Below are 25,466 nucleotides of genomic sequence, written 5' to 3'. Positions count from 1 at the left end.
GTTCTGTTCTTTTCAGGCTGCGGCTTGGTCAGCGGCTGGTTCGGCTGGTTTGGCTTGTGGCGCCATCGGGAACCCCAGCTTTTCGCGCGAGTCGTAATACGCTTGCGCCACCAGGCGCGACAGCGTGCGCACGCGGCCGATGTAGGCGGCGCGCTCGGTCACCGAAATCGCGCCGCGCGCGTCCAGCAGGTTGAAGCTGTGCGAGGCCTTCATGATCTGCTCGTAGGCCGGCAGCGTGAGCGCCAGTTCGACCAGGCGCTTGGCTTCCGATTCGTGGTTCGCGAACGCCTGGAACAGCATCTCGGTGTTGGAGTGTTCGAAGTTATAGGTCGACTGCTCGACCTCGTTCTGGTGGAACACGTCGCCGTAGCTCAGGGACTTGGTCTTGCCGTCTTCCTGCCACTCGGTCCAGACCAGGTCGTACACGTTCTCGACGCCCTGCAGGTACATGGCCAGGCGCTCGATGCCGTACGTGATCTCGCCCAGCACCGGCTTGCAATCGAGCCCGCCCACTTGCTGGAAGTAGGTGAACTGCGTGACTTCCATACCGTTGAGCCAGACTTCCCAGCCCAGGCCCCAGGCGCCCAGCGTCGGGCTTTCCCAGTCATCCTCGACAAAGCGCACGTCGTTCTTTTTCAGGTCCAGGCCCAGTGCCTCGAGCGAACCGAGATACAGGTCGAGGATATTCTCTGGCGCGGGTTTGAGCGCGACCTGGAACTGGTAATAGTGCTGGAGGCGGTTCGGGTTCTCGCCGTAACGGCCATCCTTCGGACGGCGCGATGGCTGCACATAGGCGGCGCGCCATGGCTCCGGGCCGATCGCGCGCAGGAAGGTACCGGTGTGGAAGGTGCCGGCGCCGACTTCCATGTCGTAGGGCTGGAGCAGTGCGCAACCCTGTTTGTCCCAGTAGGACTGCAGGGTGAGGATGATTTGCTGGAATGTGAGCATGTCGAGTGGAACGCGGCCCGTGGACCGTGAACGCGGTATGTTTGCCAAATGGCCAATTCTACTGAATTTTTCGTACCCTCTGGGAAGGGATTTGGGTAGGGCGGGCGGCGATGCCGTCCACCTTACGGTTTTGTGCGCAGATAACGCCGCCCGGCAAACCACGCGCCAAGCAGCATGAACGCCCCCAGCAGCAGGAACGACGCGCTGCCCAGACGAATGAACGGCGTCATGCCGGTCGCGCCGCGCACGGTCGCGGCGAGCACGCCGTCGGTGTAGAACGGCAGTGCGTGCGTCAGATTGCCGCGGCGGTCGATGATGGCGGTGGCGCCGTCGTTGGTCGCGCGCAGCATCGGGCGGCCCGTTTCCAGCGTGCGCATGCGCGAAATCTGCAGGTGCTGCGGGATCGCCACCGACTGGCCGTACCACGACAGGTTCGACACGTTCAACAGCAGCGTCGCCGGTTGCGGCGCGTTGCGCAGCTGGTAGGCGATCTCTTCGCCGAACACGTCTTCGTAGCAGATATTCGGCAGCACCAGCTGGTCCTTGACGGCGAACGGCGCCTGCAGCGCGGCGCCACGGGTGGCGTCGTTCAGCGGAATGTCGAGCATGTCCGTCACCCAGCGGAAACCCGGCGGGATGAATTCGCCGAACGGCACCAGGTGCGCCTTGTCGTAGCGGTACACGGTAGCCTGGGGCTGCGGCGTCAGCGTGACCAGGCTGTTGCCATACTTGCCCGGGCCGTCCAGCAGCGGCATGCCGATGGCCAGCGTACTGCCGCTGGTGGTGGCGTAGCGCTGCAGACCGGCCAGATAACCCTCGGGCAGGTGTTGCGGGAAGGTCGGGATCGCCGTTTCGGGCGTAGCGATCAGGTCGGCCGGTGCCGCCGTGATCAGGCCCTGGTAACGCGTGAGAATGCTGTTCAGGAATTCGGCATCGAACTTGCGGTCTTGCGCAATATTGCCTTGCAACAGGCGCACGCTGATCGGCTGGCCGACATCCTGCGTCCATTCGACCGTGCGCAGGCCTGCACCGCCCAGCAGCAGAGCGGCCATCAGGCCCATTGCCGGCCAGCGCGCACGCTGGGTCAGCATCGCGAAACAACCGGCGATGATGCCCACGACGATGCCCATGCCGTACACGCCGATCAGCGGCGCATAACCGGCCAGCGGCGCGAGATCATGTGCGTAGCCGGACGAGGCCCATGGAAAACCGGTGAATACCCATCCGCGCAGCCATTCCGACACGCCCCAGGTCACGGGCAGCACCAGCAGCAGGAAGGCGGCCACCGGCAGCGACCAGCGACGGCGCAGCCAGGTGGCGACACCGGCCGTGAAGGCGCCCCACAGGCCCATATACAGGCACAGCAGCGTCAAGCCCACCACCGCCAGCACGGCCGGCAAGTGGGCGAAATCGGTCATGAAGACGTACAGCCAGTGCACGCCAGCCAGCGTCCAGCCGAAGCCGAAGGCCCAGCCGATCAGCGTCGCGCGCTTGACGGACGGGCTCATGCCGACCTGGTAGAACAGCCAGGCCAAGGACAGGAATTGCAGCGGCCACCAGCCGACCGGCTGGAATGACAGCAGGGAAGAGGCGCCGGCCAGAGCGGCGCCCAGCAGCAGGGCCGAGGGCTTGTTGGCGCGCAGCGCCGGGACCGGCGCTGCGGCTGATTGGGTACGGCGACGCAGCATCAGTCGTGTTCGTCGTCCGCCAATGGCAGTTTTTCGACCAGCAGGACGTGGATCTGGCGCGCGTCGGCGCGCAGCACTTCGAAGCGCACACCGTGCAGATCGACTACTTCGCCCTTGTGGGGCATGTGGCCGAGGTGGCTGGCGACCAGGCCGCCGACAGTGTCGACTTCGTCGTCCGGCAGGTTGGTGCCGACTTCGTCGTTGAACTGCTCGATCTCGGTGAGTGCCTTGACACGCCAGCGCGGGCCGAGCTGGCCTTCGCGGATCGAGATCACATTGTCTTCTTCTTCGTCGAAATCGTATTCGTCTTCGATGTCGCCGACGATCTGCTCGAGCACGTCTTCAATCGTGATCAGGCCGGCCACGCCGGAATACTCGTCGACGACGATCGCCATGTGATTGTGGTTGGCGCGGAAGTCGCGCAGCAACACGTTCAGGCGTTTCGATTCGGGAATGAACACGGCCGGGCGCAGTTTGGTGCGCACGTCGAACGATTCTTCGGCGTAATAGCGCAGCAAATCCTTGGCCAGCAGGATGCCCACGACCTTGTCGCGTTCGCCTTCGATGGCCGGGAAGCGGGAGTGGGCGGTCTCGAGCACGTAGGGCATCCACTCTTCGATGGGCTTCGTGATATCGATCACGTCCATCTGGGAGCGGGGCACCATGATGTCGCGCGCAGACAGGTCGGACACCTGGAACACGCCTTCGATCATCGACAGGGCGTCGGCATCGAGAAGGTTGCGTTCGTGGGCGTCGTGCAGCACTTCAAGCAGTTCTGCGCGGTTTTCAGGCTCGGGGGAGATGAATGCGGTCAACCTTTCCAGCAGGGACCGATGGGGTTTGGCGTCCGGACGGACGTCACTGGGATACTCGGGCATAGTTGGCGAGAAGCCGTTGTTGCGATGGGCGTAGGATACACCAAAAGGCACATTGCCTGTTTTTGATGCAGGCGTGCGGCCTGAGCGGCAGGCACGCCGCCGCTCGGGCCAGGCTGACGTTACTCAGTCCGCATAGGGGTCTGGGAACCCCAGCACTTCCATGATGTCGCGCTCGAACTGTTCCATTTCTTCGGCATCGTCATCATTGTCGTGGTCCCAGCCCTGCGCATGCAGCACGCCGTGCACGACCAGGTGCGCCGTGTGTTCCTCGACGGTTTTCTTTTGCTCGTCCGCTTCGCGCTGCAGCACGTCGGTGCACAGGACGATGTCGGCCTTGACCGGATCGTCCTCGGCCAGGTCTTCATCTTCGTTGTAGGCGAAGGTGAGGACGTTGGTCGCATAGTCCTTGCCCCGATAGGCCAGGTTCAGCGCCTGGCCTTCGGCCGCGTCGACAAACCGGATCGTCAGTTCGGCCGGGCCGAGCAGGGCAGACTCGACCCAGGTGCGCAAGGTGGCCTCGGGCAGCAGGCTTTCCAGACGCGGGTCGGCGAACTGCACCTCGAGTTCAAGCGGATGTTTTTTTTCTTGCATTTTTCACCGGGATCGGTTTGGGGAGATCGGCCAGTTCCTGCACCGAATTGTCGGATTCGTAGGCATCGATGATGCGCCCGACCAGCGGGTGACGCACCACGTCCACGCTCGAGAACTGGGAAAAGGCGATGCCGCGCACATCCCTGAGCACGTGCATCGCGTCGACCAGGCCGCTGCGCTGGTTCTTGTGCAGGTCGACCTGGGTGACGTCGCCCGTGATCACGGCCTTGCTGCCAAAGCCGATGCGGGTCAGGAACATCTTCATCTGCTCGACGGTTGTGTTCTGCGCCTCATCGAGGATGACGAACGCGTGGTTCAGCGTGCGTCCGCGCATGTACGCCAGCGGGGCGATCTCGATGATCTGCTTCTCGAACAGCTTTTGCGTGCGGTCGAAACCGAGCAGGTCGTACAGCGCGTCGTACAGCGGACGCAGATACGGGTCGACCTTTTGCGCCAGGTCGCCCGGCAGGAAGCCCAGGCGCTCGCCGGCCTCAACAGCCGGGCGGGTCAGGATGATGCGCTTGACGGCGTCGCGTTCGAGCGCGTCCACGGCGCAGGCCACGGCCAGGTAGGTCTTGCCGGTGCCGGCCGGGCCCACGCCAAAGGCGATGTCGTGGTTCAGCACATCGTTGAGGTACTGGATCTGGTGCGGCGTGCGCCCGCGCAGGTCGCTGCGGCGGGTTCGCAGGGCCGGGCTGTCGACGTCGTTCGGCGCAATGCCGTCCTGCGCGTCGGCCTGCGCCACGTCGGGCACGGCCTTGACCGCCTTGACGCCCTTGATGGCGCGCGGCTCGCCGCCGGGCGCCTCGAGGCTGCGCGGCTTGATGCCGGCGCGCTGCTCGACCAGGGCCAGCTGCACTTCTTCGATCGGCACGACCTTGTTGGCGACCGCGTAGAAGCGTTCGAGCAATTCGACGGCGCGATCGGCGTTGTCGCCGGTGACGATGAATTTCTCGCCACGGCGAAACACGGTCACGTCGAGCGCGGCCGAGATCTGGCGCAGGTTTTCATCGAGTGGACCGCACAGGTGGGCAAGCCGCGTGTTGTCGAGCGGCTCAGGGATGAAGTACGAGGGCTGGGTTGGCTGTGTTTTCAACTGGCGATGGCAATCGTATCAAGGTTGGCGACGAGTTCGCCGCGCAAATAATAATCGTGGCTGGCGCTGATGCGCACGTCAACCAGTTGGCCGATGAGCTGGACATTGGTCGCATCCACGGGGAACAGGACGACGCGGTTGTTCTCGGCGCGGCCCTGGAGCTGGGTTGGATCTTTTTTGGCATAGCCTTCGACCAGCACGCGCTGCACGCTGCCGACCATGGCGGCGCTGTGCTTGCGGGTGTTGGCGTCGATCAGGGCTTGCAGGCGCTGCAGGCGCGCCAGCTTGACCTCGTGCGGTGTGTCGTCTTCCAGGTTCGCGGCCGGCGTGCCGGGGCGCTTGCTGAAAATGAAGCTGAAGCTGTTGTCGAAATTGACGTCGGCCACCAGCTTCATCATCGCCTCGAAGTCGGCTTCGGTTTCACCAGGAAAGCCCACGATGAAGTCGGACGAGAACGTGATGTCGGGACGCACCGCGCGGATGCGGCGGATGATCGATTTGTACTCGAGGCCCGTATAGCCGCGCTTCATGGCAGACAGGATACGGTCCGAGCCATGCTGCACGGGCAGGTACAGGTGGTTCACCAGTTGCGGGATCTTGGCGTAGGCGTCGATCAGGCGCTGGCTGAATTCCTTCGGGTGGCTGGTCACGAAGCGCAAACGCTCGACGCCAGGAATCTCGGCGATGTATTCGAGCAGCAGCGCGAAGTCGGCGATCTCGCCGTTTTCCATGGCGCCCCGGAACGCATTCACGTTCTGGCCCAGCAGCATGATTTCCTTGACGCCTTGCGCGGCCAGACCTGCCACCTCGGTCAGCACGTCCTCGAAGCGGCGCGAGACTTCTTCGCCGCGAGTGTACGGCACGACACAGTAGCTGCAGTACTTGCTGCAACCTTCCATGATCGACACATACGCCACCGGGCCGTCGACCTTGGCCGGCGGCAGGTGATCGAACTTTTCGATTTCAGGGAAGGCGATGTCGACCTGGGCCACGCCAGATGCGCGCCGGTCGCTGATCAGCTTTGGCAGGCGGTGCAGCGTTTGCGGGCCGAACACGACGTCGACGAACGGCGCGCGCTTGATGATCGCCTGGCCTTCTTGCGAAGCAACGCAGCCGCCCACCCCAATGACGAGGTCCGGCTTGTTGCGTTTGAGTTCGCGCAGGCGGCCGAGATCTGAGAACACTTTCTCTTGCGCTTTTTCGCGGATCGAGCACGTGTTGAGCAGGATGACGTCCGCGTCTTCCGGCTTGTCGGTGCGTACCAACCCATCCGAGGCGCCAAGGACATCGACCATCTTGTCCGAGTCGTACTCGTTCATCTGGCAACCGAAGGTTTTGATAAAGACTTTTTTCTGCATGGAGAGGGTAGTTGGGGACGAATTACTGCGCCGACAAGGCTGGGCGATCAGTTTACCGTAATTCGGCAGGGACCCGACAAAAACGCCTACAGGGAAGAACAAATCATTCCAAAGGGAATGCCAAGTTTCTCTACTTAAAGTGATTATCGTTTTATTTACAATGTTAAATGTCCGCTAGCGAACATACTTTATTTTCGCGGCAAGACGGCAACGCGTGCGCGAACTATTTCTCTATGTAAATCAAAGAGTTCCGTGATCATTCTGATTGGAAAAATTTATCAGGGAAATCTCTTGCGTGCGCCACAATGTGGCCCCATGTGCTGAAATGCAAACGTGACAAGCTTTCCATACGTTAGCTTGATTTCTGACAAGGAGTCACGTGCGCGGGGTCGGCATCGACTTGGCGCGCGCAGCGATAATTTGTTTGAAAGACAAGTGCGTTCACGGAAACCACGTGGCGCACCGCAAGACCGGAATTCTTAAGGAACTACTCAGATTCGCCCTGTTTAATTCCTGAACACGTTCCGGGAACTTTAGTTGAAGATATGTTGTCTTTAACTAAGGTTCATAAGGGAACTATCTTAACCAACTCGTGAGGAATATCATGGCACAACAACATCACGCTCTGTCGTCGCAAGAGAGTTACAACCCGAACCATCTGCTCGACATCTTGCTGGGCAAGATGCAGCTGAAGAACGATGCTGCGCTGTCGCGCATGCTCGAAGTGGCGCCGCCCGTGATCAGCAAGATTCGTCACCATCGTCTGCCGGTTGGCGCGTCGCTGCTGATCCGCATGCACGAAGTGACGGGCATGAGCATCCGCGACCTGCGTGACCTGATGGGCGATCGCCGCACCAAGTACCGCCTGTCGGATGCACAAGGCCGTCCGAAGCCAGAAGAGAAAGCGGCAGCCGCTGCTGCAGCTGCTGCCCAGCAGGCAGGCCAGCCAGCACAGGGCCAGGCAAGCCAAGCGGGCGACGTGACGCCAAAGACCGGTAATTATGCGCACTGAAATCGTGGGCATGGCAGATCAGTCTGTCATGCCTGCGTTGTTGGCGTGCCGCGGCGCCGCCTGAGTGGCGCCGCACAGCAATTCGCTTCGTACTACCTGATTCCGTCCTGCGGCTTACGCCAACAGGATGGCAGTCATTTCTTCAAACTGCAGCTCCGTTTCGCGGAACACCTGCAACCACGCTTCCTCGGATAATCCCAGCGCCGTCCAGGCGACACTCGACACGGTCGGTACCACTTCGTTCGCATAGCCCGCAAGATCGAGCGCATGCGCCACGGCCTTTGCCACGTGCACGATCGTGGCCAGGAATCCCGCACCCGGCATCTCCGGCTCGCCATAGAACGCGATGGCCTGGCGCAGCGTGTCCGAGAACTGCCAGTGCTCGGCCAGTGCCCGGCCTGCCAACACATGGTCGACACCCAGCATGGCGCGCTCGGTCTCGAGCAGGTCGCCATCGACACGCTCGCATTCGCGCAGCACAGCGTCGTACTGCTCGGGGTAACGCGTCACCAGCACCAGTCGCCCGATGCCGTGCAGCAGGCCGGCCGTGAATGCCACGTCCTGATTGAAGTGCATATGGCGCGCCAGTACCCGCGCGCAAGCTGCGGTGGCGATCGACAGACGCCAGAATGCCTTGTGGTCGAATGCCGGACAGCGCCTGCCGGGAAAGCAGCCCGTGATCGATGCCGCCAGGATCAGGTTGCGTGTGGCTTGCACGCCGAGAAATGTCATGGCCTGGTGGATCGTCGTGACCTTGACCTGCAGGCCCAGGGCCGAGGAGTTGGCCAGGCGCAGCGTCTTGGCAGTCAGTGCCTGATCCAGGGCGACCTTTTTGGCCAGCACGGCCAGGTCGGCGTCTTCCTGATCGATGCTGCCCAGCAGTTCCATCACGACGGCGGGCAGCGAGGGCAGGTCGTCCAGGCCGGTCGTCAGTTCATCGAGCGTCATGGCGCCACCTGCCGTTCGAGCCGGTAATCCTCGACGTAGCGGCGCAGCAGGTTGCCGGCCCAGTCGCTGTCGTCGTCGCGGTCGTGGCGGCGAAACACGATGTCCAGCCGCGCCTGTACCGCTGCTGCATTTGGTGCGCGGTGCGCTTCCACGCGCGCCACCGGCACCATGTCGATCTGATGGCGCGCGAACGATGCAATGATCGCCTCGCTCAAGACCGTGCCTTTGGCCAGCAGTACCAGACCATGGCTGTCGAGCAGTTCGTCCGACAGCACCATGCCCGGTAATGCGCTGGTCACCGGGACCATCTCGTGATCGTCGCTCATAGTTTCCTCCATTCAATATTCAAACGATGGTATCACCGGTGTGCGTGCAGATCACGCCGGCCACACAATATGTCGCGTTCATGCCGCAGCGCCTCTGGCTGGAGAGCGGCGCCAAAATGCTGTAGGCTTTTGCCATCCATCACCATTTCAGGAACCCCGTGAAACTCTACTTCAGTCCCGGCGCCTGCTCGCTCGCGCCCCGTATCGCCCTGATCGCCTCTGGCCTGCCGTTTGACAGCGAGCGCGTCAACCTGCGCACCAAGTTGACCGCAGGCGGCGAAGATTTCCGGGCCATCAATCCCAAAGGCTATGTGCCGGCGCTGGCGCTGGAAGGTGGCCAGCTGCTCACCGAGAGCCAGGTCATCCTGCTATACGTGGCTGACCAGGCCCCGGCAAGCGCGCTGATGCCTGCCTCCGGCACTTTTGAGCGCTACGAATCGATGGAATGGCTGGCGTGGACATCCACCGAGCTGCACAAGCGTTTTTCGCCCATCTTTGCACCGGGCGCGTCGAGCGAGGCCAAGGAAGCAGCCTGGGCGGCGCTGGCGGCGCCACTGACGTACCTGGCGGGTCAGATCGGCGACGACGGTTATCTGGTCGGGGACGGGTTCACCGTGGCCGACGCCTACCTGTTTACCGTGTTGAACTGGGTGGGGTTTACCAGTTTCTCGCTGGATCACTGGCCGGCACTGCAGGCCTATCATGCACGCATCAAGGCGCTGCCTGCGGTGCAGGAAGCGTTGCGCCAGGAAGGGTTGCAATAGCATGAGGGCCGACACCACGCCGCGGTCGCGCTACATTGCCCTGCTGCGCGGCGTGAACGTTGGCCGCGCCAAACGCATTGCCATGGCGGACCTGCGCAAACTGGTCGAAGACCTCGGCCATACGGGCGTGCGCAGTCTGCTCAATAGCGGCAATATCGTGTTCGACGCCGTGGTCCCGCCCGTCGATGCGGCGCACGAGATCGAAGCGGCCATGGCCCTGCATCTGGGTGTCAGTGCGCGCGTGTTCGTGTTTGCAAGCGATAAAGTGGCCGAGATCGTTGACGACAACCCTTTGCTGCATGTGGCCACCGACCACGCGCGCCTGTTCGTCTTCCTGCTGGCAGGCGAGCCGCAACGCGCGTTGGCGGCCGACCTGTGCGGCCAGGACTGGGCGCCCGAGAGCATGGCGCCTGGACGTCACGCTATCTATGTCTGGTGTCCGCAAGGCTTGCTCGACAGCGCAGCCGCAGCGGCGCTCGGCAAGCGGCTGGGCGATGGTGCCACGTCGCGCAACTGGAATACGATGATCAAGCTGGATGGCCTGTGCCGCGCTGGCGCCGATTAACCGGCGCCTGGCTGAATAAGCGGTCGCCGCCTTTGGTGAATCATTTTATCGCCCGATTCTTTCCCGACTTGTTTTTTCGAATCGGTGTGAGCCTGCACGCATTTGCCTGAGCAGTTGCAGAGATAGCCATCACTTTATGTACCGATAGCGTCATATTGCATGCAGTCTTAAAAAGTTGACTGTGGTAAATATGCAGCGCTCAACAATATCTCTACCCATCTCCTAGGCATTTCGTCATGCCTATCTCGCAATAATTGCCGATTTATTTGACACACTCATCACGAATGCTGTCAGTCGGATAATCAATTCCATTATCAAGACTTTCATTCGCCTTAAATCACGTGGGTTTTTGACTTTTTGGTATTCCCGGCGATTTTTTTTGAAGGTATAGTCTTCTTACTTCCTTGCTTTCAAGCATTAAAAAGCAAGCCGCAGCAACGCGAATTTGTTGGCTTATCGCCGACGCCGACTACTGTTACCGGTGGCATGGCACCCCAGTCTCTCTTTGCTTCACGCATTTTCGACGAGTACACCTTATGCCCAATTTTTCCCGTCTTCAGATTGCATTCAAGAACGTCTACGTCCGCATCCTTGCCGTCATCCTGATGGCCATGTTGGTGACGCTGGCGATCTTCAAATCCAATGTGCCGCAGGATGCGCGCCCGGTAGTCCACTCGCAGAACATCGCCGAGATTACCGCGCTGGCCAGCCAGAAAGCCCGCCTGGAATACCTCTTGATTGCCAAACCGCTGTCCGAAGCGCCGCGTTATATCTACAAGTTCAAGGACTCGGCAGCACTCAACGTGGTCAAGGTACCGAGCACCTCGCACCTGTCGCTCGAGCGCGAAGTGCTGCTCAAGAACGCGATTCCCTATTCGATCGCCAAGGACGACTTCCTCGCAGCCCACGAGGCCGTGATGGACGAGGGCGCAAGCACGCTGGCGCGCACCGGCGCTTTCTTCAAGCAGAACGCGTTCAATATCACGATCGTGCTGCTGGTGCTGTACCTCATCAAATTCGGCATGCCGGGCACGGGCCTGAGCGCATCGGTCATCAGCCCGGACAAACTCAAGGGCAGCATGGATGACCTGATCGGCATGGAAGACATCAAGCAGGAAGTGCTGCATCTGGAAGAAATGATCCGCAACCGCGCCGAGTACCAGTCGCACAATATCGACAAGCCGTTCAACGTGATGCTCACCGGCCCGGCCGGTACCGGCAAGACCAAGCTGGTCGGCTACCTGGCCAAGCGCCTGAACCTGCCGATGATTTCGGCGTCCGGCTCGGCGCTCGAATCGGGCTATGTCGGCGGCGGCTCCAAGGCGCTGAACGCCTTGCACCGCAAGGCCTGCGCCAAGGGCAAGTGCATCATTTTCCTCGACGAAGCGCAGAGCCTCTTCATGCCGCGCGGTCGCAGCGAAAAGAAATGGGAAGACGACACCGCCAACACGATGCTTGGCCTGCTCGACGGTGTGAAAAGCGACAAGGGCGCAGGCGTCATCTGGATCGTGGCGTCGAACTTCGATGACAGCTCGACCGACATGGACGAAGCGATGCTGCGCCGCTTCTCGGTCAAGATCAACTTCCGCCTGCCGAACAAGGCCGAGCGCCGCGAACTGCTGCGCAGCTTCCTGTCGCGCAAGAAGGATGGCCTCGTCGACTGGAACGACCTGAACCTGGACCAGGTCGCCGAGATCACCCAGAACCTGAGCCCGGCTCTGCTGGAAACCGTGGTCGAACGCGCCAGCATGCTGTCGATCCAGGAAAAGACGATCATCAACACGAACCTGCTGTTCCGCGCCTACGAGCGCGCCACGATCGGCCTGACCGACCGCGCCACGACGCTCGACAAGCACAAGCAGCGCGAGCGCATCGCCCTGCATGAGCTGGGCCACTTCTTCATGCAGATCGATCCATTCCTGCGTCAGGGCCTGACGCTGGCCGAAGTCAAGGAACGCTCGCACCTGCTCAAGATCAGCACCGAAGCGGTGTCGAAGATTGGCGCGCTGGGTTACGTGCTGCAGTCGGGCGAAGACATGTCGCTGCGCACGCTGGAAGAACTCGAGCGCGACGTGGTGGGCCTGTACGGCGGCGTCGCGGCCGAAGAAATGTTCTACGGCCCGCGTGGTATTTCGGTGGGCAGCCAGAACGACATCGAAAAGATCACCAAGATGCTCAACCTGATGGTGAGCCGCCTGTCGATGTATTCGCGCTCGAAGATCGATTACAGCCAGTTGCAGAAGGATATCGGCGGCGAGCACACGGTGCGGCTGGTGGAAGAAAAGGCCGATGCGCTGTACAGCTACACGCTGGACGCGATCCGCGACTACAAGCTGATGATGGAGTCGCTCAAGGACACGCTGCTGGAGCAGTACGTGCTGTCGAAGGATGAAGTGTTTGCGCTGCTGGAAGCACGCAGCGAACTGCTGCTGCCGCAACTGCATGGACAGCGCTGCGCGAAGCTGACCTTGTGCGAGGAAGAAGTGGCGGCGTAAGGCGCCTGATTTCCTCTGGAAGAAGGATGCGCCGCGGGCAGCCGGCGCGTCACGCGCGGGCAAAGTCGGCTAGCATGGCAGCATCGCCACAGCCGGGCCGCCCCGCATGCAAAAGCACGACGAACTGCGCAAGTCCAAACTGATCGCCCTCAGCTTCTTTATAGGCGCAGCCGTGCTGTTCGTGGTCAGCCTGTTGCTGCCGCAGACCTGGTGGACCGGCCTGTTGCGCGCGTTTTCCGAAGCAGCAATGGTCGGCGCGCTGGCCGACTGGTTCGCGGTGGTCGCGCTGTTCAAGCGCATCCCGATTCCGATCATCTCGCGCCACACCGCCATCATCCCCGGTAACAAGGACAAGATCGCCGACAACCTGGCGCTGTTCGTGCGCGAAAAATTCCTCGACACCGAGTCGATCCTCAAGCTGATCCGCCGGCACGACCCGGTGCAACTGCTGGCTGACTGGCTGGCCAAGCCCGCCAACACCGAACTGATGGGCGCGCACCTGGTACGCGCCGCCACCTTCATGCTCGACTTTATTGAGGATGCACCGGTGCAGAACGTCATCCGGCGCGCAGTGCACACGATGGTGGGCAGTGTCGACTTGTCGAAGTCCGGCGGCGCGATCCTCGAGAGCCTGACGCGTGGCCGGCGCCACCAGCAACTGCTCGACGAAGGCATCCGCCAGCTTGCCCATCTGCTGGACAATACCGAGACCCAGGGCGCCATCGCCAATGGCATTGTCGACTGGCTCAAGGAAGACTACGCGCTGGTCGAACGCATGCTCCCGTCCGAACTCATTGGCCGCAAGGGCGCCGACATTGCCGTGCGCCTGGCCTCGGGGATTCTCAACAAGGTCGCGGCCGACCCCGCGCACCCGCTGCGTGCACGTTTCGACGAGTACGTGGCCGATTTCATCGAGCGCATGAAGGCCGACCCCGACTTCATCGCCAAGGCTGACGACGTCAAGCGCTACCTGCTCGAAGACGACACGTTCAATGGCTACGTCGGTTCGCTGTGGGCCGAGCTGAAGGCGTGGCTCAAGCGCGATTTGGCCAGCGACGATTCGAGCATGCGCCGTCGCATCATCGGCATGGGCGCCTGGATCGGCAAGGCGCTGGGCGACGACCCGCAACTGCGCCAGTCGCTGCAGGAGAACCTCGAGGCCGCCGCGCGCGGCGTGGCGCCCGAATTTGCAGGCTACCTCACGCGCCACATCGCCGACACCGTCAAGCAATGGGACGACCGCGAAATGTCGGCCCAGATCGAACTCAATATCGGCAAGGACCTCCAATACATCCGCATCAACGGCACCATCGTGGGCGGGATGATCGGCGTGGTCCTGTACCTGTTGTCGCACCTTCCCGTACTGCTGCGCTAAGCCAAGGAACCCAGATGCACACGCTCTCCCTGAACGACTGGCTCGCTGCCCACCCCGACATCGAAGCCGTGCCCGAGCGCGATCTGTACGTCGTGGCCCGCTACATGATCCCCGTGGACGCCACGCTGGCGCAGGGCTGCCTGGAAGCATCCGGCATCCCGGCAATGCTGGCCGACGCGCACCTGATGCAGACCGACCTGCTGCTGGCGCCCGCGCTGGGTGGCGTGCGGTTATTGGTCCCGGCCGAGCACGTGCAGGCGGCGCATGAGGTGCTGCTGGCGCTGGCGCGAGGGGACTTTGCGCTGGATGAGGATGGACCCGATGGCGAGTGGCGTACGCCGATCTGAGGTGGCTGGAGCAAGTGCTGGCATCGGTGGTCTGGCGCACAAAACGCGAACCGGCAGCGGCGTAGGCTGATGCTGTCGTGGCCGGTCATCCCGGCTGGCCAACGCATTTGCTGACAGGAGAATCATCATGCCGCAAGGTGATAAATCGTCGTACACCGACAAGCAGAAGCGCCAGGTCAAACATATTGAAGAAGGGTACGAGAAGAAGGGCGTCGGGAAGAAGGAAGCAGAGCGTCGCGCCTGGGCAACCGAGAACAAGGTGTCGGGTGGGGGCAAGAAGCACTGATGCCGCGCCGAAGCAGTGCCGGCCCAGCAAAAAGCCGCTGCGTCGTTTGATGCAGCGGCTTTTTGTTAGATGGACACGGCCTTGTCTGCAAGCCTCAACGTTCTGGTACTACCATGCCACAGCCGGGGTCAGGTCTGACAAATGGACACGGCCTTATCTGTAAGCTTGAATGTACTGGTACTACGGCTGAGCTTGTGTCCGAATGTCAGACCTGACCCCGGCTTTTTGAGCAGGTTTGACGATCGCCTCGAAGTGCGCGAGGAGCCCGTCGGCCACCTTGTCCCAGGTGTTCTCCAGCGCGTAGCCCCGTAGCCGCGCCGGGTTCCAGTCATTCTCCAGCGCGACGCCGATGGCGTGTGCGAACGGCGCCGGTTCGCGGGCGTCGACCAGGATGCCCAGGTCTGGCCCCGTGATGATCTCGGGCACGCCCCAGGTGCGGTGCGCCACCACCGGCGTGGCGCAGGCCATGGCTTCGAGGACGACATTGGGCCAGCCTTCCTTTTCGCTGGCCAGGCAAAACACGTCGGCCGCCGAGTACCAGGCGTGCAGGTCGGTGTTCAGCACGGCGCCGGCCCAGACGACGTGTCCGGCGATCCCGAGTTCGGCTGCCAGCGCGCGCAGGTCGGCTTCGCAGTCGCCTTCCTCGCCGCCTTGCCCGACGACGATGAAGCACAGGTCCGTGTGCCCGGCGGCGCGCAGCAGGGCGTGGGCGCGCAGCAGGATGTCCACGCCCTTGCGTGGCACCAGGTGCGATACCGACAGCATGTAGCGCCGGTCGGTGCGCAAGCCCAGCGCCGTGCGGGCGTCCGTCTTTGCCGTGGGACGAAACCGCGCCGTGTCCACGCCATTGGTGGACGCATGGCCCTTGTCCGGCGGCGCGCCCAGCCGGATGGCACCGTCGACCAGCGCCCGGGCGACACCGAAGTAGCGCGCGCTATGGCGCAGCGCGTACAGCACTTGCCGGATCCGCACGGGAAACCGGGGCAGGTCGTTGATGTCGTGGCCGCGCAAGGTGACGACATACGGCTTGCCGATGACGCGGGCCAGCAGGGCGCCCGCAAACCCTTCCGGAAACGCCAGGTGGCAGTCGAGCACGTCGATCTTGCCCTTGAGGCCATGGGAGCCGATAAACCGCCACAGCGCGAAGGCCAGGAACACACCCTCCAGCGGCTTGAGCACGGCCGGGATCGAGAAGAATTTCGGGAAATACGTCGGATACGCGTTGGCGTCGGTCTGCGGCGCAATCTGGTTCCGGTTGGCATAGCGCGGGAAGTACCGCTCGCCGGGGAACCAGGGGATGGGCGAGACCACGATCAGATCGACCTTGGTCGACAACGCGTCCAGTCGTTGCTTGACGAACTGGGCATGTACCGGCATCCGTGGATTGGGAAACATGGTTGCGATACAAAGGATGCGGATGCGGTCGGTCATAAAATGCTTAAAGATCGTCCATGACATCGGCCAGGAAACGGTCTGCTTTTGCCTCCCAGCTTTCGCTTTGGAGAAAGTCGTCGAGGCGGGTGCGGGCATCGCTTGGATACGCTTCCGTGCCCGATTCGAGCGCGGCCAGCGCCGCAGCGACTGCCTGCGGGAACGCATCCGACGCCGCCAGGGTCAGGTAGGCAGCCAGCCGAATCGCCTCGGGAAGCGGCGACGTGATCACGGGCTTGCCCGTGGCCAGGTATTCCTTGAGCTTGAGCGGATTGATGTTCCAGGTCGACGCGTCGACCACGTAAGGCAGGATGCACACGTCGAAGTGCGCGACGTGACCGGGCAAGTCGGCATACGGCACCGCGCCGTAGAAGCGCAGGTTGGGCACATCGAAAAACTCACCGGGATCGCGATCCACGATCGGGCCCAGCACGACGAAGGTCGCCTGTGGTGACAGGAGCGCGGCAGCCCTGAGCGCCTGGCCGTCGACACGCTGGTCGAACACGCCGAACATGCCCACCAACGGATGGGGCAGGGCAGCCAGGGGGCTGGCAGGATCGGGTTGGGCTCGCGAGAAATGCGCCAGGTCCACGCCATGGGTCAGCAGGGTCGACGCGTGCGCAAACGGAGACCGGGTTTCGAGAATCGAGGTGGACGTGGCGATCATCAGATCGCACGCATCCAGCGTTTGCTGCTCCAGGCGTTGCATGGCCGGACCATTGATACCATGCCAGTGCGTGAAGTCGTCGACGCAGTAATAGATTTTGCGCCTGAAAATATGATCGCGAAACAGGCCGGGCACGATGGGGGACGTACTTACCAGGATGGGATATTTTCCTGGCGCCACATGCCGAAGCGCTTCATGCACGGCGCCCGACAGAAGGTGGTGATTCAGCGCGGTGGACGTGGGACCCTGAAACGATGGCCACATGACCGGATTGACGATATACGGGAAAACGGCGTCCCTGGACACTGCAGGCAAGCAGGCATTTGCAGCACGACGTCCCCGGTCTGCCAAGCGCCTCTTGAATCGCGCACCGGGACGAATCCACGAACGAATGACCTGCACGGTCCTTTTGAAATCATGCAGGTTGAGTCGCGGCGTGCGCAGGCCAATGGTATTCACCCAAATAACCTGGACGTGCGGAATAATCCTCAGGAATAAATGCTGGCAACTGGATGGATGCCGGCCCCAATCATCGGCAAATACGACAAAAACGTACTGGGACAACGGATGTTTAGGGTCTGGCATTCTGGCCAATTAATTCGGGACGGCACTTGGTAGGAAAAGGGGAATGTGTAATTGCACAAAAAACGATACACAATTCACATTGTCTGCCAAGATAAATAACGGCAGGTTTTTTCAGCAATGACAATTGTTATTATAATATCAGCTGAGACGAACCAATCGAGATCAAAATAAAGTCGCTGTCGCCGCAAACCAACTGACTCGTTATGCCCTAAAAATAAGCTTGGCATTCTCCCGTATTTATGCAATACGCGTCCGTAACCCGGACAGCATTTTATCGATCTCCGGTGTTAATGGATGACTCGTGATGCGAAGTGACAGATACCAGAGGCATGCCAGGGGCAGGGCCGAGGCAAGAAGAACGAGAACCGGTGTGAATGAGGCGGGAAACGCCATTTTGAGCAACGCGGCGCCTGCCATGCAAATGATCGCAACGGCAGCGCTGGGCCATAAAGCCACCAGCATGGTCGACAGCCGGTGACGGAAATAGATGTGCTGCTGGATCAGCAGCACGGGCATCGCAACGATGGTCGCGCCGCAAATCACCCACGAAAAGCTGCGAATACTGCCGTCGAACAGGGCAAAGGCAAAGGCCACGCGCGACGCGAGCGTGACCGCGATCGGGAACGAGGCCAGGAACGGCCTGCCGATGGCCGTCATGGCCGCAGGGTAGTAATTGAAGATCGTGCCGATGGCGCAGGCCACCAGCAAGCCGTCGATGGCTGGCACCGAGGGCAGCCATTTTTCGCCATACAGCACGGTGATGATGTCCGCAGCGAACACATACGTCAGTCCGAGCGCGGTCCAGGCAATGCCGGTCAGCAGCGAGGTTGCCTTGTTCAGCAAGGTGCCGACCGACTCGCCACGGTGGTGCGCCTGGGCGATGTACGACACCGAGCCATAATTTGCCGTGCTACCCGCGATATGGAAAAAAATCGTGACGGTCGAATTGGCCCGGCTGAAAAAGCCGACCAGGGTCGCATTGCCCAGTTTCCCCAAAAGGATGTCGGGAATCGAATTGTTAATCGAGCTGAGGCAATTTGTAAGAAGCGAGCTCATCCCGAAATGCACGACATCGCGCCAGTGCCGGAAAGAGGGCATCCATGGAAGATATTTGGGTCGGAAAGGGATGTACGCAATGGCGCACGTGATGATATTGACGAGATTGGCCCACGCCATGCTCAGCGCGCCAAAACCCATGAGAGCAAGAATAATGCAGGTGGCCGCCGACGTGGCTGTACTCACTGCGGTGACCCATGCCTGCTTGCCAGCCGCAAAATCGCGTATCAGCAGCGAATTGGTGATCGAGCCAAACGGAATGAAGACGAAGCAGATCGCCAGTACCTTCATCACGGGGATCATCTTCGGTTCATTGAACCATGCGCCAAACCAGTCGCTGCCGGCATAGATGGCCGCAGCAATCACCCACGAGGTCGTGAAAATCACGCCCGTGGCAGCGCGCAGCTTTTCCGGCGTCAGTTCTTTTTCGCGCTGCAGATAACTGCCGACGCCGAAGTCCTGAAAAATATGGGCAATATTGATGAATACGATGGTCATCGAATAGATGCCAATATCGCTGGGGCTCAGTACGCGTGCAAGAAACAGTGTGACGGCAAACTGGACAATCGTTCCGCCAGTCGACGTAAAAAAGTTGATGAACAGGGAGCGCCGAATGTTCGCCATAAGATAGAGCCGCTTTTTTTCTATTTATCCGGCTCATTATGCACGGTGATGCAGGCCGAGCATATATTCGCAGGGACCAAATTCGGGCATTGCGTGCCGTGGACGGGCAGGGCACAAAAAAACCGCAGTCTCCGTGGCGGGGACTGCGGTTTCTGGCGCTCTCTGTTGCGAGAGTGAAGCTTGGTGGTGATAGGTGGACTTGAACCACCGACCCCAGCATTATGAGTGCTGTGCTCTAACCAACTGAGCTATATCACCGGAACGGGCAAAAGCAAAATGGCCTGACTCGTTGGAGCCAGGCCATCGCCTGAAATCTTTGGTGGTGATAGGTGGACTTGAACCACCGACCCCAGCATTATGAGTGCTGTGCTCTAACCAACTGAGCTATATCACCGCAACGGCAAGTATTATCCGGCGTGAGTGGATGGCTGTCAAGATCGCTGGGGCGTGTGGGTCACAAATAGTCGCCGCGCATGTCAATTTTCCAACAGCGCAAGGTGCGCCAGCATCGCGCCGGCCGGATCCGGCCCCAGGCAATCGACGACGATCCGGTCCGGCATCGCGCGCAGCCACGTGATCTGGCGCTTGGCCAGCTGGCGCGTGGCGATGATGCCCGTCTCGCGCAGCGCGGCGCGGTCGATGCGCCCGTCGAGATAATCCCAGGCCTGGCGGTAGCCCACGCAGCGGATCGATGGCAGCAGTGGCGACAGGTCGCCCCGTGCCCGCAGCCGCGCCACCTCTGCCACCAGCCCGCTGTCGTCGCTCGTGCCCAGCATCGCGTCAAAACGCTGCGCGATGCGCTTGTGCAGCACCGCGCGGTCATCGGTCTCGAGACCGAACGACACGAGCCTGAACGGCAGCACTGGCTTCGTGCGCAGCGCCAGCAGCGCCGACATCGGCTTGCCGGTGAGTTCGATGATTTCCAGCGCGCGGTTGATGCGCTGGGCATCGTTCGGTGCCAGCCGATCGGCAGTGACCGGGTCGAGCGCGCGCAGCTTGTCGTGCATGCCGGGCCAGCCGATGCGCGCCGCTTCGGCGTCGAGCGCGGCGCGCAGGGCTACGTCGGCCGTCGGCAAATCGTCCAGTCCCTCGACCAGACCCTTGAAATACATCATCGTGCCGCCCACCAGCAGCGGCAGCGCGCCGCGTCCCGTGATCTCGGCCACCAGGCGGATCGCATCGTTCCTGAACTGCATGACCGAATACGCGTCGAGTGGATCGAGGATGTCGATCAGGTGATGCGGCACGGCGGCCAGTTCGGCCGGCGTGGGCTTGGCGGTGCCAATGTCCATCTCGCGATAGACCAGGGCCGAGTCGACCGAAATGATTTCGACGGGGCGCGTTTGGGCGATGCGCAGGGCGGCCGCGGTCTTGCCGGAGGCGGTCGGGCCCATGATGGCCACGGCCAGCGGTTGGTTCATGTCCACCATCATTGACCGCGCAGGAACAGCTTGTCGAGCGCAGAGATTTCGAGCTGCACCCAGGTCGGGCGCCCGTGGTTGCACTGGTCGGCGCGTTCGGTGCTTTCCATCTGGCGCAGCAGCGCGTTCATTTCGGGCTGGCTCAGGATGCGGTTGGCGCGCACCGCCGTGTGGCAGGCGAGGGTGCCGAGCAGCTCGTTGCGCCGTTCGATCAGCACGCGCGAGCCGCCGAATTCGCGCACGTCGCGCAGCACGTCGCGCGCCAGCGTTTGCGCATCGGCGTTCTTGAGCAGCGTCGGCACGCTGCGCACCGCCAGGGTGGTGGGCGACAGGGCCGCGATATCGAAGCCCAGCGTTGCCAGCGTGTCCGCGTGCTCGTGCACGGTGGCGACCTCCATCGCGTCGGCGTAGAACGTCACCGGGATCAGGAGCGCCTGCACCTGCATTTCCTGGCCCTGCGCCTGGGCGTCCAGCGCATTCTTGATTTGCTCGTACAGGATGCGCTCGTGCGCCGCGTGCATGTCGACCAGCACCAGGCCGCGCGTATTCTGCGCCAGGATGTAGATGCCGTGCAGCTGGGCCAGCGCAAAGCCGAGCGGGAAGTCGTCGTTCGACAGCGGCTTGTCAGCCGCCGTCATGGGCACCGGCACCGGCACAGTGGCCGTACTGGCCGTACTGGCCGCGTCGGATGCAAACAGCGCGCCGTAGGCTTCAAGGCGTTGGGGCACGCCGCCTCCGGTAGCTGCATCGTCCCAGCGGCTGCCCGCTGCGTAGGGCGACGGCGAAAAGGTCTGCGTCAGCTGCGCGCCGAACGAGGTCTGCTCGTGCGGGCGCTGCTGCTGCGACGGCGACTGCGACAGTTGCGAGGTTTGCCATAGTGGCGTGCCGCTCGGGCGCACCTCGGCCGCCGTCATTGGCCCCGGCACGCTGCCGTGCGCGGTGGCCGAGGTCTGCGCCAGCGTGCGCTGTACCGCGTGGAACACGAACTGGTGCACCGCGCGGCTGTCGCGAAAGCGCACCTCGGTCTTCGACGGGTGCACGTTGACGTCGACCAGCGCCGGATCGAGGTCGAGCGACAGCACATAGGCCGGGAAGCGGTCGCCGTGCAGCACGTCCTGGTAGGCCGCCTTGACCGCGTGCACCAGCACCTTGTCGCGCACGAAGCGCCCGTTCACGTAGAAGAACTGGCCGTCGGCGCGCGCCTTGGAGGCAGTTGGCAGGCCAACGTAGCCATGCAGGTGCAGCGGGCCGGCCGCTTCGTCCAGCGCCAGGCGCGCCTCGGCAAAATCGTTGCCCAGGATGTGGGCGCTGCGCTTGGCCGCTTCGCTGACGTTCCAGTGGTCGATCGTGCGGCCGTTGTGCGACAGGCTGAAGGCCACGTCCGGGCGCGACAGCGCGATGCGGCGCACGACCTCGGCGCAGTGCGCGTATTCGGTCTGCTCGGACTTGAGGAACTTGCGCCGCGCCGGCGTATTGAAGTACAGGTCCTGCACGTCGATGGTGGTGCCACAGGCGCCCGACGATGGGGCCACCACGCCTTCGTGCGAGCCGACGATCTCGAACGCGTGCGCGGCGTCGGCCGTGCGCGAGGTCACGCGCACCGAGGCGACCGACGCAATCGAGGCCAGCGCTTCGCCGCGAAAGCCCAGCGTGCCCACGTTTTCCAGGTCGCTCAGCGAAGCGATCTTGGATGTCGCGTGGCGCGACAGTGCGAGGGGCAGCTGCTCGGGCGCGATGCCGCGGCCGTTGTCGGTGATGGCGATGCGCTTGACGCCGCCTTCTTCCAGGCGGATGGTGATTGTCGTCGAACCGGCGTCGAGCGCGTTTTCCAGCAGTTCCTTGACGACGGCCGAGGGCCGCTCGACCACCTCGCCGGCGGCGATCTGCGAGATGAGCTGGTCGGGAAGCTGCTGGATGGGGCGGATGGTCGGGGCAAGGGCGTTCATCCGCAGATTATAGCCCGCCCAAAATGCGCCGGAACGTCCCCGGCTGCATTTGCGTCACAGCCCCTGTGGGGTCAAGGCTGCTCGCGTACGGGAATCGGCACGTTGCACAGGTCGATCGCGCCGGCCGCGACCTTGCTCCACGGCCCGCCGCGATTGCGCTGGGCATCGATCACGGCCTGGAACGCGGCGCTGTCCGAGCGCATGACCTCGAGCTTGCTGCGATCGGCAGGCGGCACGTCGGCCGCCATGCGCACGCTGGCGATCGGCGTGCGCTGTTCGGCCTTCTCGTAGAAGCCTGAGGCGCCGGTCCCGCGCGGCATGACAGTAAGCAGCGGCATGCCGGCCACGATGCGGCCCACGACCGTGATGTTGCGGTCCAGGTGGCGCGGCGCGTGGCCGATCACCGTGTAGAGCTGCGAGCCGTTGCCGGTGTCGGCGCCGTTGTCGCGCGCCACGCCGATCATCGCGTAGCAGTGCGGCAGCCAGGTCTGCCGGGTCGCCGGATTGCGCGCGACGGGAAAGCCGTCGACGTGGCCGACCTGCGGCGCGTAAACGTCGCGTTCCTTCAGGCGCGTGAAGGTGTCGCTCTTCGTGTACGGCACGGTGAATTCAGCGGCCACGGTCTTGGCGGCCTTGAACGGGCGCGGCTTTTCTTCATCCGGGTCGCCCCATTGCACGACAAAGCCATCCTGCGCGCGCATCACCCACAAGCCGTCGAAATAGCGCTCGCGTACCAGCGCGCGGATATTGGCCACCGTGTTCGGCGCGAAGCGCGGCGCGAGTTCGATGACGACGCGCCCCGTTGGCAGCTCGATGTACATCGTGTTCTCGGGGTCGAGCGCGCGCCATTCGGCTGCCTTGGATGCCTTGACGACATCGGCCACCGTCAGCCGGGGCGGCAATTCCTGCTCGGCCTTGGCCGCTGCGGCGTGCGCGCTAGGCATGGACAGCAGCGCGCACAGCGCCGCGCCGACGGTTGCCTGGATCGTAGTCTTTTTTGACGCTGCCTGCATGTGCTCCCCCTGTCGTTATAAGTATCGGGCAATTGTAATCGAGGGCAAGCGCGTAGGGCGGGCGATGCAAGAACGACACGGGATGTTGTTGCGAAGGCTTGCAAACTGGCCAATCCGACGAATTAAGTCCCCATGTTGCCGGCGCGCACTCAAGTTACAGGCGCTGAGTCCGATAAAGGAGGGAGAGAATCAAACTATCCGAAAATCACATGCGTAACCTGATCGCACTATGTACGTTGGGCCTGGTCACTGCCCTGGCACAGGCGAACGAACCGACACCGAAGACCGCCAAGCCCGTGGCCGAGCCGGCCAAGCCTGCAATCGCGTCGATCCGGCCGAACCTCAAGCCGGCTGCTGCGCCCGCCGCTGCTGCTGCTGCCGCTACGTCCGCAAAATCCGAAGAGGATACCGAGGTTGACCTGTCGGTGCGCATCGCCGAAAAGCTCGCCGAGCTGCGCGCCAAGCAGGCCCTGCGCGCCGAAGAAGCCGCGCGTGCCCGCAAGGCTGCCGACGCGCGTCGCAAGAAGGAAGCGGCGATGGTGGCGGCGGTGGCCGTCGAAGCGGTGCGGCCAAAGAACGGCACGCACTGGAGTTATGACGGCGAGTTTGGCCCGGAGAACTGGTCGAAGATTAATACGGCATGGGCGGCCTGCAATACCGGCAATCGCCAGTCGCCGATCGACCTGCGCGACGGCATCAAGGTCAACCTCGAGCAGATCACGTTCGACTATCAGCCGAGCTCGTTCAACGAGGTCGACAATGGCCACACGGTGCAGGTCAATGTCGCGGGCGGGAATTTCCTGACCGTGGGTGGCACCACCTACGAGCTGCAGCAGTTCCACTTTCACCGGCCAGGCGAAGAGCGCGTCAATGGCCGCGGTACCGAGATGGTGGTGCACATGGTGCACAGAAGCTACGACAACAAGATCGCCGTGCTGGCAGTGCAGCTCGAGCGTGGCGACGCCAATCCGATGATCCAGACCGTGTGGAATAATCTGCCGCTGGAAAAGCTGACGACCGTGACGCCATCGATTGTGCTGAACGTGAACGAGATCCTGCCGGCGCGGCGCGACTACTTCACGTACATGGGCTCGCTGAGCGAGCCGCCCTGTACCGAGAACGTGTTGTGGATCGTGATGAAGCAGCCAATGACGGCCTCGCCGCAACAGATGGCGCTGTTCTCGCGGCTCTATCCGTACAATGCGCGGCCTGTGCAGCCGAGCAATGGACGGATGATCAAAGAGTCAATGTAAAGGCGTTCAGCTGACCCGGTAGCGGCCTTCCCAGGCCGCGCCAGGCGCGAGCTGCACCGGCGTCAGCTGCGCCGGTTCGATGCAGACGAAGCGCTGATACTCTTCGTCTTCCATGTCCGCCAGCGCCGCCGTGTCGGCTGCGCCCGGATTCCACACGACCGCATCCAAAAAGCCTTCCTGCTCGAGCGTCAGCACGCGCGCCCAGGTGCCCAGGAAGATGGTGTCGTCGACCTGTTCGTACACCACGTCCAGCTTGTCGGCGATCGACAGCGTGCCCGCCTCGAGTCCCTCGATGCGCACGTCGGCCAAATGCGGCACCAGGTGGTAGCTGTGCAGCGCCGCCGCAAACGGGAACGCTGCCTCGCCCGTGTTGCGGACATTCAAGGCCATGGTCAGTTCATTGGCGCGCACGGCCACGCGCAGCTGCAGCGCGAACCGGTGTGGCCACGCCCCTGCCAGTGCCGGCGGCAGATCGGCCTCGTTCAAACCAAACACGGCCCACGCCGCGCCATCTTCGACGCCACTGTCTTCCAGGCGCCAGGTGGACACGCGTGCAAAGCCATGGCGCATGCCGTCGCCCTGCTCGGCGAACTGCGGAAAGATCACCGGCACGCCGCCACGGATCGCGCGGCTGCCGTCGAGCGCCGAGCGGGCGCTCAGGAACATGCGCTCGCCGCCATCGGCCCCATGCCACGAAACCAGGTGCGCGCCGTACAGCGTGACGACGGCGGTGGCGCCATCGGGCGCCGTGATGCGGATCGCGGGCAGCTGCCCGAAAGTGATGTGGTCCATG

The 25,466-nt window shown here is 62.5% G+C and carries 23 protein-coding genes and 2 tRNA genes; 8 read left to right on the top strand and 17 right to left on the bottom strand.

Annotated features, from left to right (window positions below; translation table 11 throughout):
• Nucleotides 1-12 precede the first annotated feature (12 nt).
• The 6 genes from glyQ to miaB form a co-directional block, all read right to left on the bottom strand.
• Nucleotides 13-948 (bottom strand): glycine--tRNA ligase subunit alpha, encoded by a 936-nt coding sequence (glyQ, locus tag AC56LY_RS16490; protein ID WP_258835627.1) that lies wholly within the window; start codon nucleotides 946-948, stop codon nucleotides 13-15.
• A gap of 122 nt (nucleotides 949-1,070) precedes the next feature.
• Entirely contained in the window at nucleotides 1,071-2,636 is a 1,566-nt protein-coding gene (gene lnt, locus AC56LY_RS16485; protein ID WP_499581266.1) for an apolipoprotein N-acyltransferase, read from the bottom strand.
• Nucleotides 2,636-3,514, bottom strand: a complete 879-nt coding sequence (locus AC56LY_RS16480; RefSeq protein ID WP_499581264.1) for a CorC family transporter — start codon at nucleotides 3,512-3,514, stop codon at nucleotides 2,636-2,638. Before AC56LY_RS16480 ends, lnt begins: the two co-directional genes overlap by 1 nt.
• Before the next feature lie 123 nt (nucleotides 3,515-3,637).
• A complete protein-coding gene (gene ybeY, locus AC56LY_RS16475) occupies nucleotides 3,638-4,105 on the bottom strand; it encodes an rRNA maturation RNase YbeY (protein WP_183556339.1) in 468 nt (155 codons plus the stop codon).
• The gene (locus AC56LY_RS16470; protein WP_499581262.1) at nucleotides 4,080-5,201 is read right to left on the bottom strand and encodes a PhoH family protein; all 1,122 of its coding nucleotides are present in this window, start codon (nucleotides 5,199-5,201) and stop codon (nucleotides 4,080-4,082) included. Before AC56LY_RS16470 ends, ybeY begins: the two co-directional genes overlap by 26 nt.
• Nucleotides 5,198-6,559 carry a tRNA (N6-isopentenyl adenosine(37)-C2)-methylthiotransferase MiaB gene (gene miaB / locus AC56LY_RS16465; RefSeq protein WP_499581260.1) on the bottom strand — a complete coding sequence of 454 codons (1,362 nt, stop codon included), beginning with the start codon at nucleotides 6,557-6,559 and terminating at the stop codon, nucleotides 5,198-5,200. Before miaB ends, AC56LY_RS16470 begins: the two co-directional genes overlap by 4 nt.
• A 604-nt stretch (nucleotides 6,560-7,163) precedes the next feature.
• Between miaB and AC56LY_RS16460 the strand changes: the two genes are divergently transcribed.
• The gene (locus AC56LY_RS16460; RefSeq protein ID WP_499581258.1) at nucleotides 7,164-7,571 is read left to right on the top strand and encodes a hypothetical protein; all 408 of its coding nucleotides are present in this window, start codon (nucleotides 7,164-7,166) and stop codon (nucleotides 7,569-7,571) included.
• 114 nt (nucleotides 7,572-7,685) lie between these two features.
• Here AC56LY_RS16460 and AC56LY_RS16455 read toward each other — a convergent pair whose 3' ends face one another.
• Both AC56LY_RS16455 and AC56LY_RS16450 read right to left on the bottom strand, forming a co-directional pair.
• A complete protein-coding gene (locus tag AC56LY_RS16455; protein ID WP_499581256.1) occupies nucleotides 7,686-8,519 on the bottom strand; it encodes an HDOD domain-containing protein in 834 nt (277 codons plus the stop codon).
• On the bottom strand, nucleotides 8,516-8,845 hold the full coding sequence (locus tag AC56LY_RS16450; RefSeq protein WP_499581254.1) for a hypothetical protein: 330 nt from the start codon (nucleotides 8,843-8,845) through the stop codon (nucleotides 8,516-8,518). Before AC56LY_RS16450 ends, AC56LY_RS16455 begins: the two co-directional genes overlap by 4 nt.
• A gap of 158 nt (nucleotides 8,846-9,003) precedes the next feature.
• Between AC56LY_RS16450 and gstA the strand changes: the two genes are divergently transcribed.
• The 6 genes from gstA (at nucleotide 9,004) to AC56LY_RS16420 (ending at nucleotide 14,677) form a co-directional block, all read left to right on the top strand.
• Entirely contained in the window at nucleotides 9,004-9,609 is a 606-nt protein-coding gene (gstA, locus tag AC56LY_RS16445) for a glutathione transferase GstA (RefSeq protein ID WP_499581252.1), read from the top strand.
• Nucleotide 9,610: 1 nt separating this feature from the next.
• A complete protein-coding gene (locus AC56LY_RS16440; RefSeq protein ID WP_499581251.1) occupies nucleotides 9,611-10,174 on the top strand; it encodes a DUF1697 domain-containing protein in 564 nt (187 codons plus the stop codon).
• A 536-nt stretch (nucleotides 10,175-10,710) separates the two neighbouring features.
• A complete protein-coding gene (locus AC56LY_RS16435; RefSeq protein WP_499581249.1) occupies nucleotides 10,711-12,669 on the top strand; it encodes an AAA family ATPase in 1,959 nt (652 codons plus the stop codon).
• Between the two features lie 106 nt (nucleotides 12,670-12,775).
• Nucleotides 12,776-14,044, top strand: a complete 1,269-nt coding sequence (locus AC56LY_RS16430; RefSeq protein ID WP_499581247.1) for a DUF445 domain-containing protein — start codon at nucleotides 12,776-12,778, stop codon at nucleotides 14,042-14,044.
• 14 nt (nucleotides 14,045-14,058) lie between these two features.
• The gene (locus AC56LY_RS16425; RefSeq protein WP_499581245.1) at nucleotides 14,059-14,391 is read left to right on the top strand and encodes a putative signal transducing protein; all 333 of its coding nucleotides are present in this window, start codon (nucleotides 14,059-14,061) and stop codon (nucleotides 14,389-14,391) included.
• Between the two features lie 127 nt (nucleotides 14,392-14,518).
• Nucleotides 14,519-14,677, top strand: coding sequence for a hypothetical protein (locus tag AC56LY_RS16420; RefSeq protein WP_211524545.1), 159 nt, complete (start codon nucleotides 14,519-14,521; stop codon nucleotides 14,675-14,677).
• A gap of 180 nt (nucleotides 14,678-14,857) precedes the next feature.
• Here AC56LY_RS16420 and AC56LY_RS16415 read toward each other — a convergent pair whose 3' ends face one another.
• From AC56LY_RS16415 to AC56LY_RS16380, 8 genes are all read right to left on the bottom strand, one after another.
• Nucleotides 14,858-16,108 (bottom strand): glycosyltransferase, encoded by a 1,251-nt coding sequence (locus tag AC56LY_RS16415; protein ID WP_499581244.1) that lies wholly within the window; start codon nucleotides 16,106-16,108, stop codon nucleotides 14,858-14,860.
• A 7-nt stretch (nucleotides 16,109-16,115) separates the two neighbouring features.
• Nucleotides 16,116-16,817 (bottom strand): glycosyltransferase, encoded by a 702-nt coding sequence (locus tag AC56LY_RS16410; protein WP_499581243.1) that lies wholly within the window; start codon nucleotides 16,815-16,817, stop codon nucleotides 16,116-16,118.
• A gap of 780 nt (nucleotides 16,818-17,597) precedes the next feature.
• Nucleotides 17,598-19,040 (bottom strand): oligosaccharide flippase family protein, encoded by a 1,443-nt coding sequence (locus tag AC56LY_RS16405; protein ID WP_499581241.1) that lies wholly within the window; start codon nucleotides 19,038-19,040, stop codon nucleotides 17,598-17,600.
• Between the two features lie 181 nt (nucleotides 19,041-19,221).
• Nucleotides 19,222-19,298, bottom strand: a tRNA-Met gene (locus AC56LY_RS16400).
• Between the two features lie 59 nt (nucleotides 19,299-19,357).
• Nucleotides 19,358-19,434 (bottom strand) — tRNA-Met (locus tag AC56LY_RS16395).
• A gap of 82 nt (nucleotides 19,435-19,516) precedes the next feature.
• Nucleotides 19,517-20,461, bottom strand: coding sequence for a tRNA (adenosine(37)-N6)-dimethylallyltransferase MiaA (gene miaA / locus AC56LY_RS16390; protein WP_499581239.1), 945 nt, complete (start codon nucleotides 20,459-20,461; stop codon nucleotides 19,517-19,519).
• Nucleotides 20,462-20,469: 8 nt separating this feature from the next.
• Complete coding sequence (gene mutL, locus AC56LY_RS16385) at nucleotides 20,470-22,407, bottom strand: DNA mismatch repair endonuclease MutL (RefSeq protein WP_499581237.1); 1,938 nt, start codon at nucleotides 22,405-22,407, stop codon at nucleotides 20,470-20,472.
• Nucleotides 22,408-22,478: 71 nt separating this feature from the next.
• A complete protein-coding gene (locus AC56LY_RS16380) occupies nucleotides 22,479-23,420 on the bottom strand; it encodes a peptidylprolyl isomerase (RefSeq protein ID WP_499581236.1) in 942 nt (313 codons plus the stop codon).
• A gap of 209 nt (nucleotides 23,421-23,629) precedes the next feature.
• Between AC56LY_RS16380 and AC56LY_RS16375 the strand changes: the two genes are divergently transcribed.
• Nucleotides 23,630-24,673, top strand: coding sequence for a carbonic anhydrase (locus AC56LY_RS16375; protein WP_499581235.1), 1,044 nt, complete (start codon nucleotides 23,630-23,632; stop codon nucleotides 24,671-24,673).
• Nucleotides 24,674-24,679: 6 nt separating this feature from the next.
• Here the strand turns inward: AC56LY_RS16375 and AC56LY_RS16370 are convergent, their stop codons facing one another.
• Nucleotides 24,680-25,465: a D-hexose-6-phosphate mutarotase gene (locus AC56LY_RS16370; protein WP_499581233.1), complete on the bottom strand. Its 786-nt coding sequence runs from the start codon at nucleotides 25,463-25,465 to the stop codon at nucleotides 24,680-24,682.
• Nucleotide 25,466 lies beyond the last annotated feature (1 nt).

It is taken from the genome of Telluria sp. ZT3P25, assembly GCF_059685895.1.
This window is presented reverse-complemented; position numbering and strand designations above follow the sequence as displayed.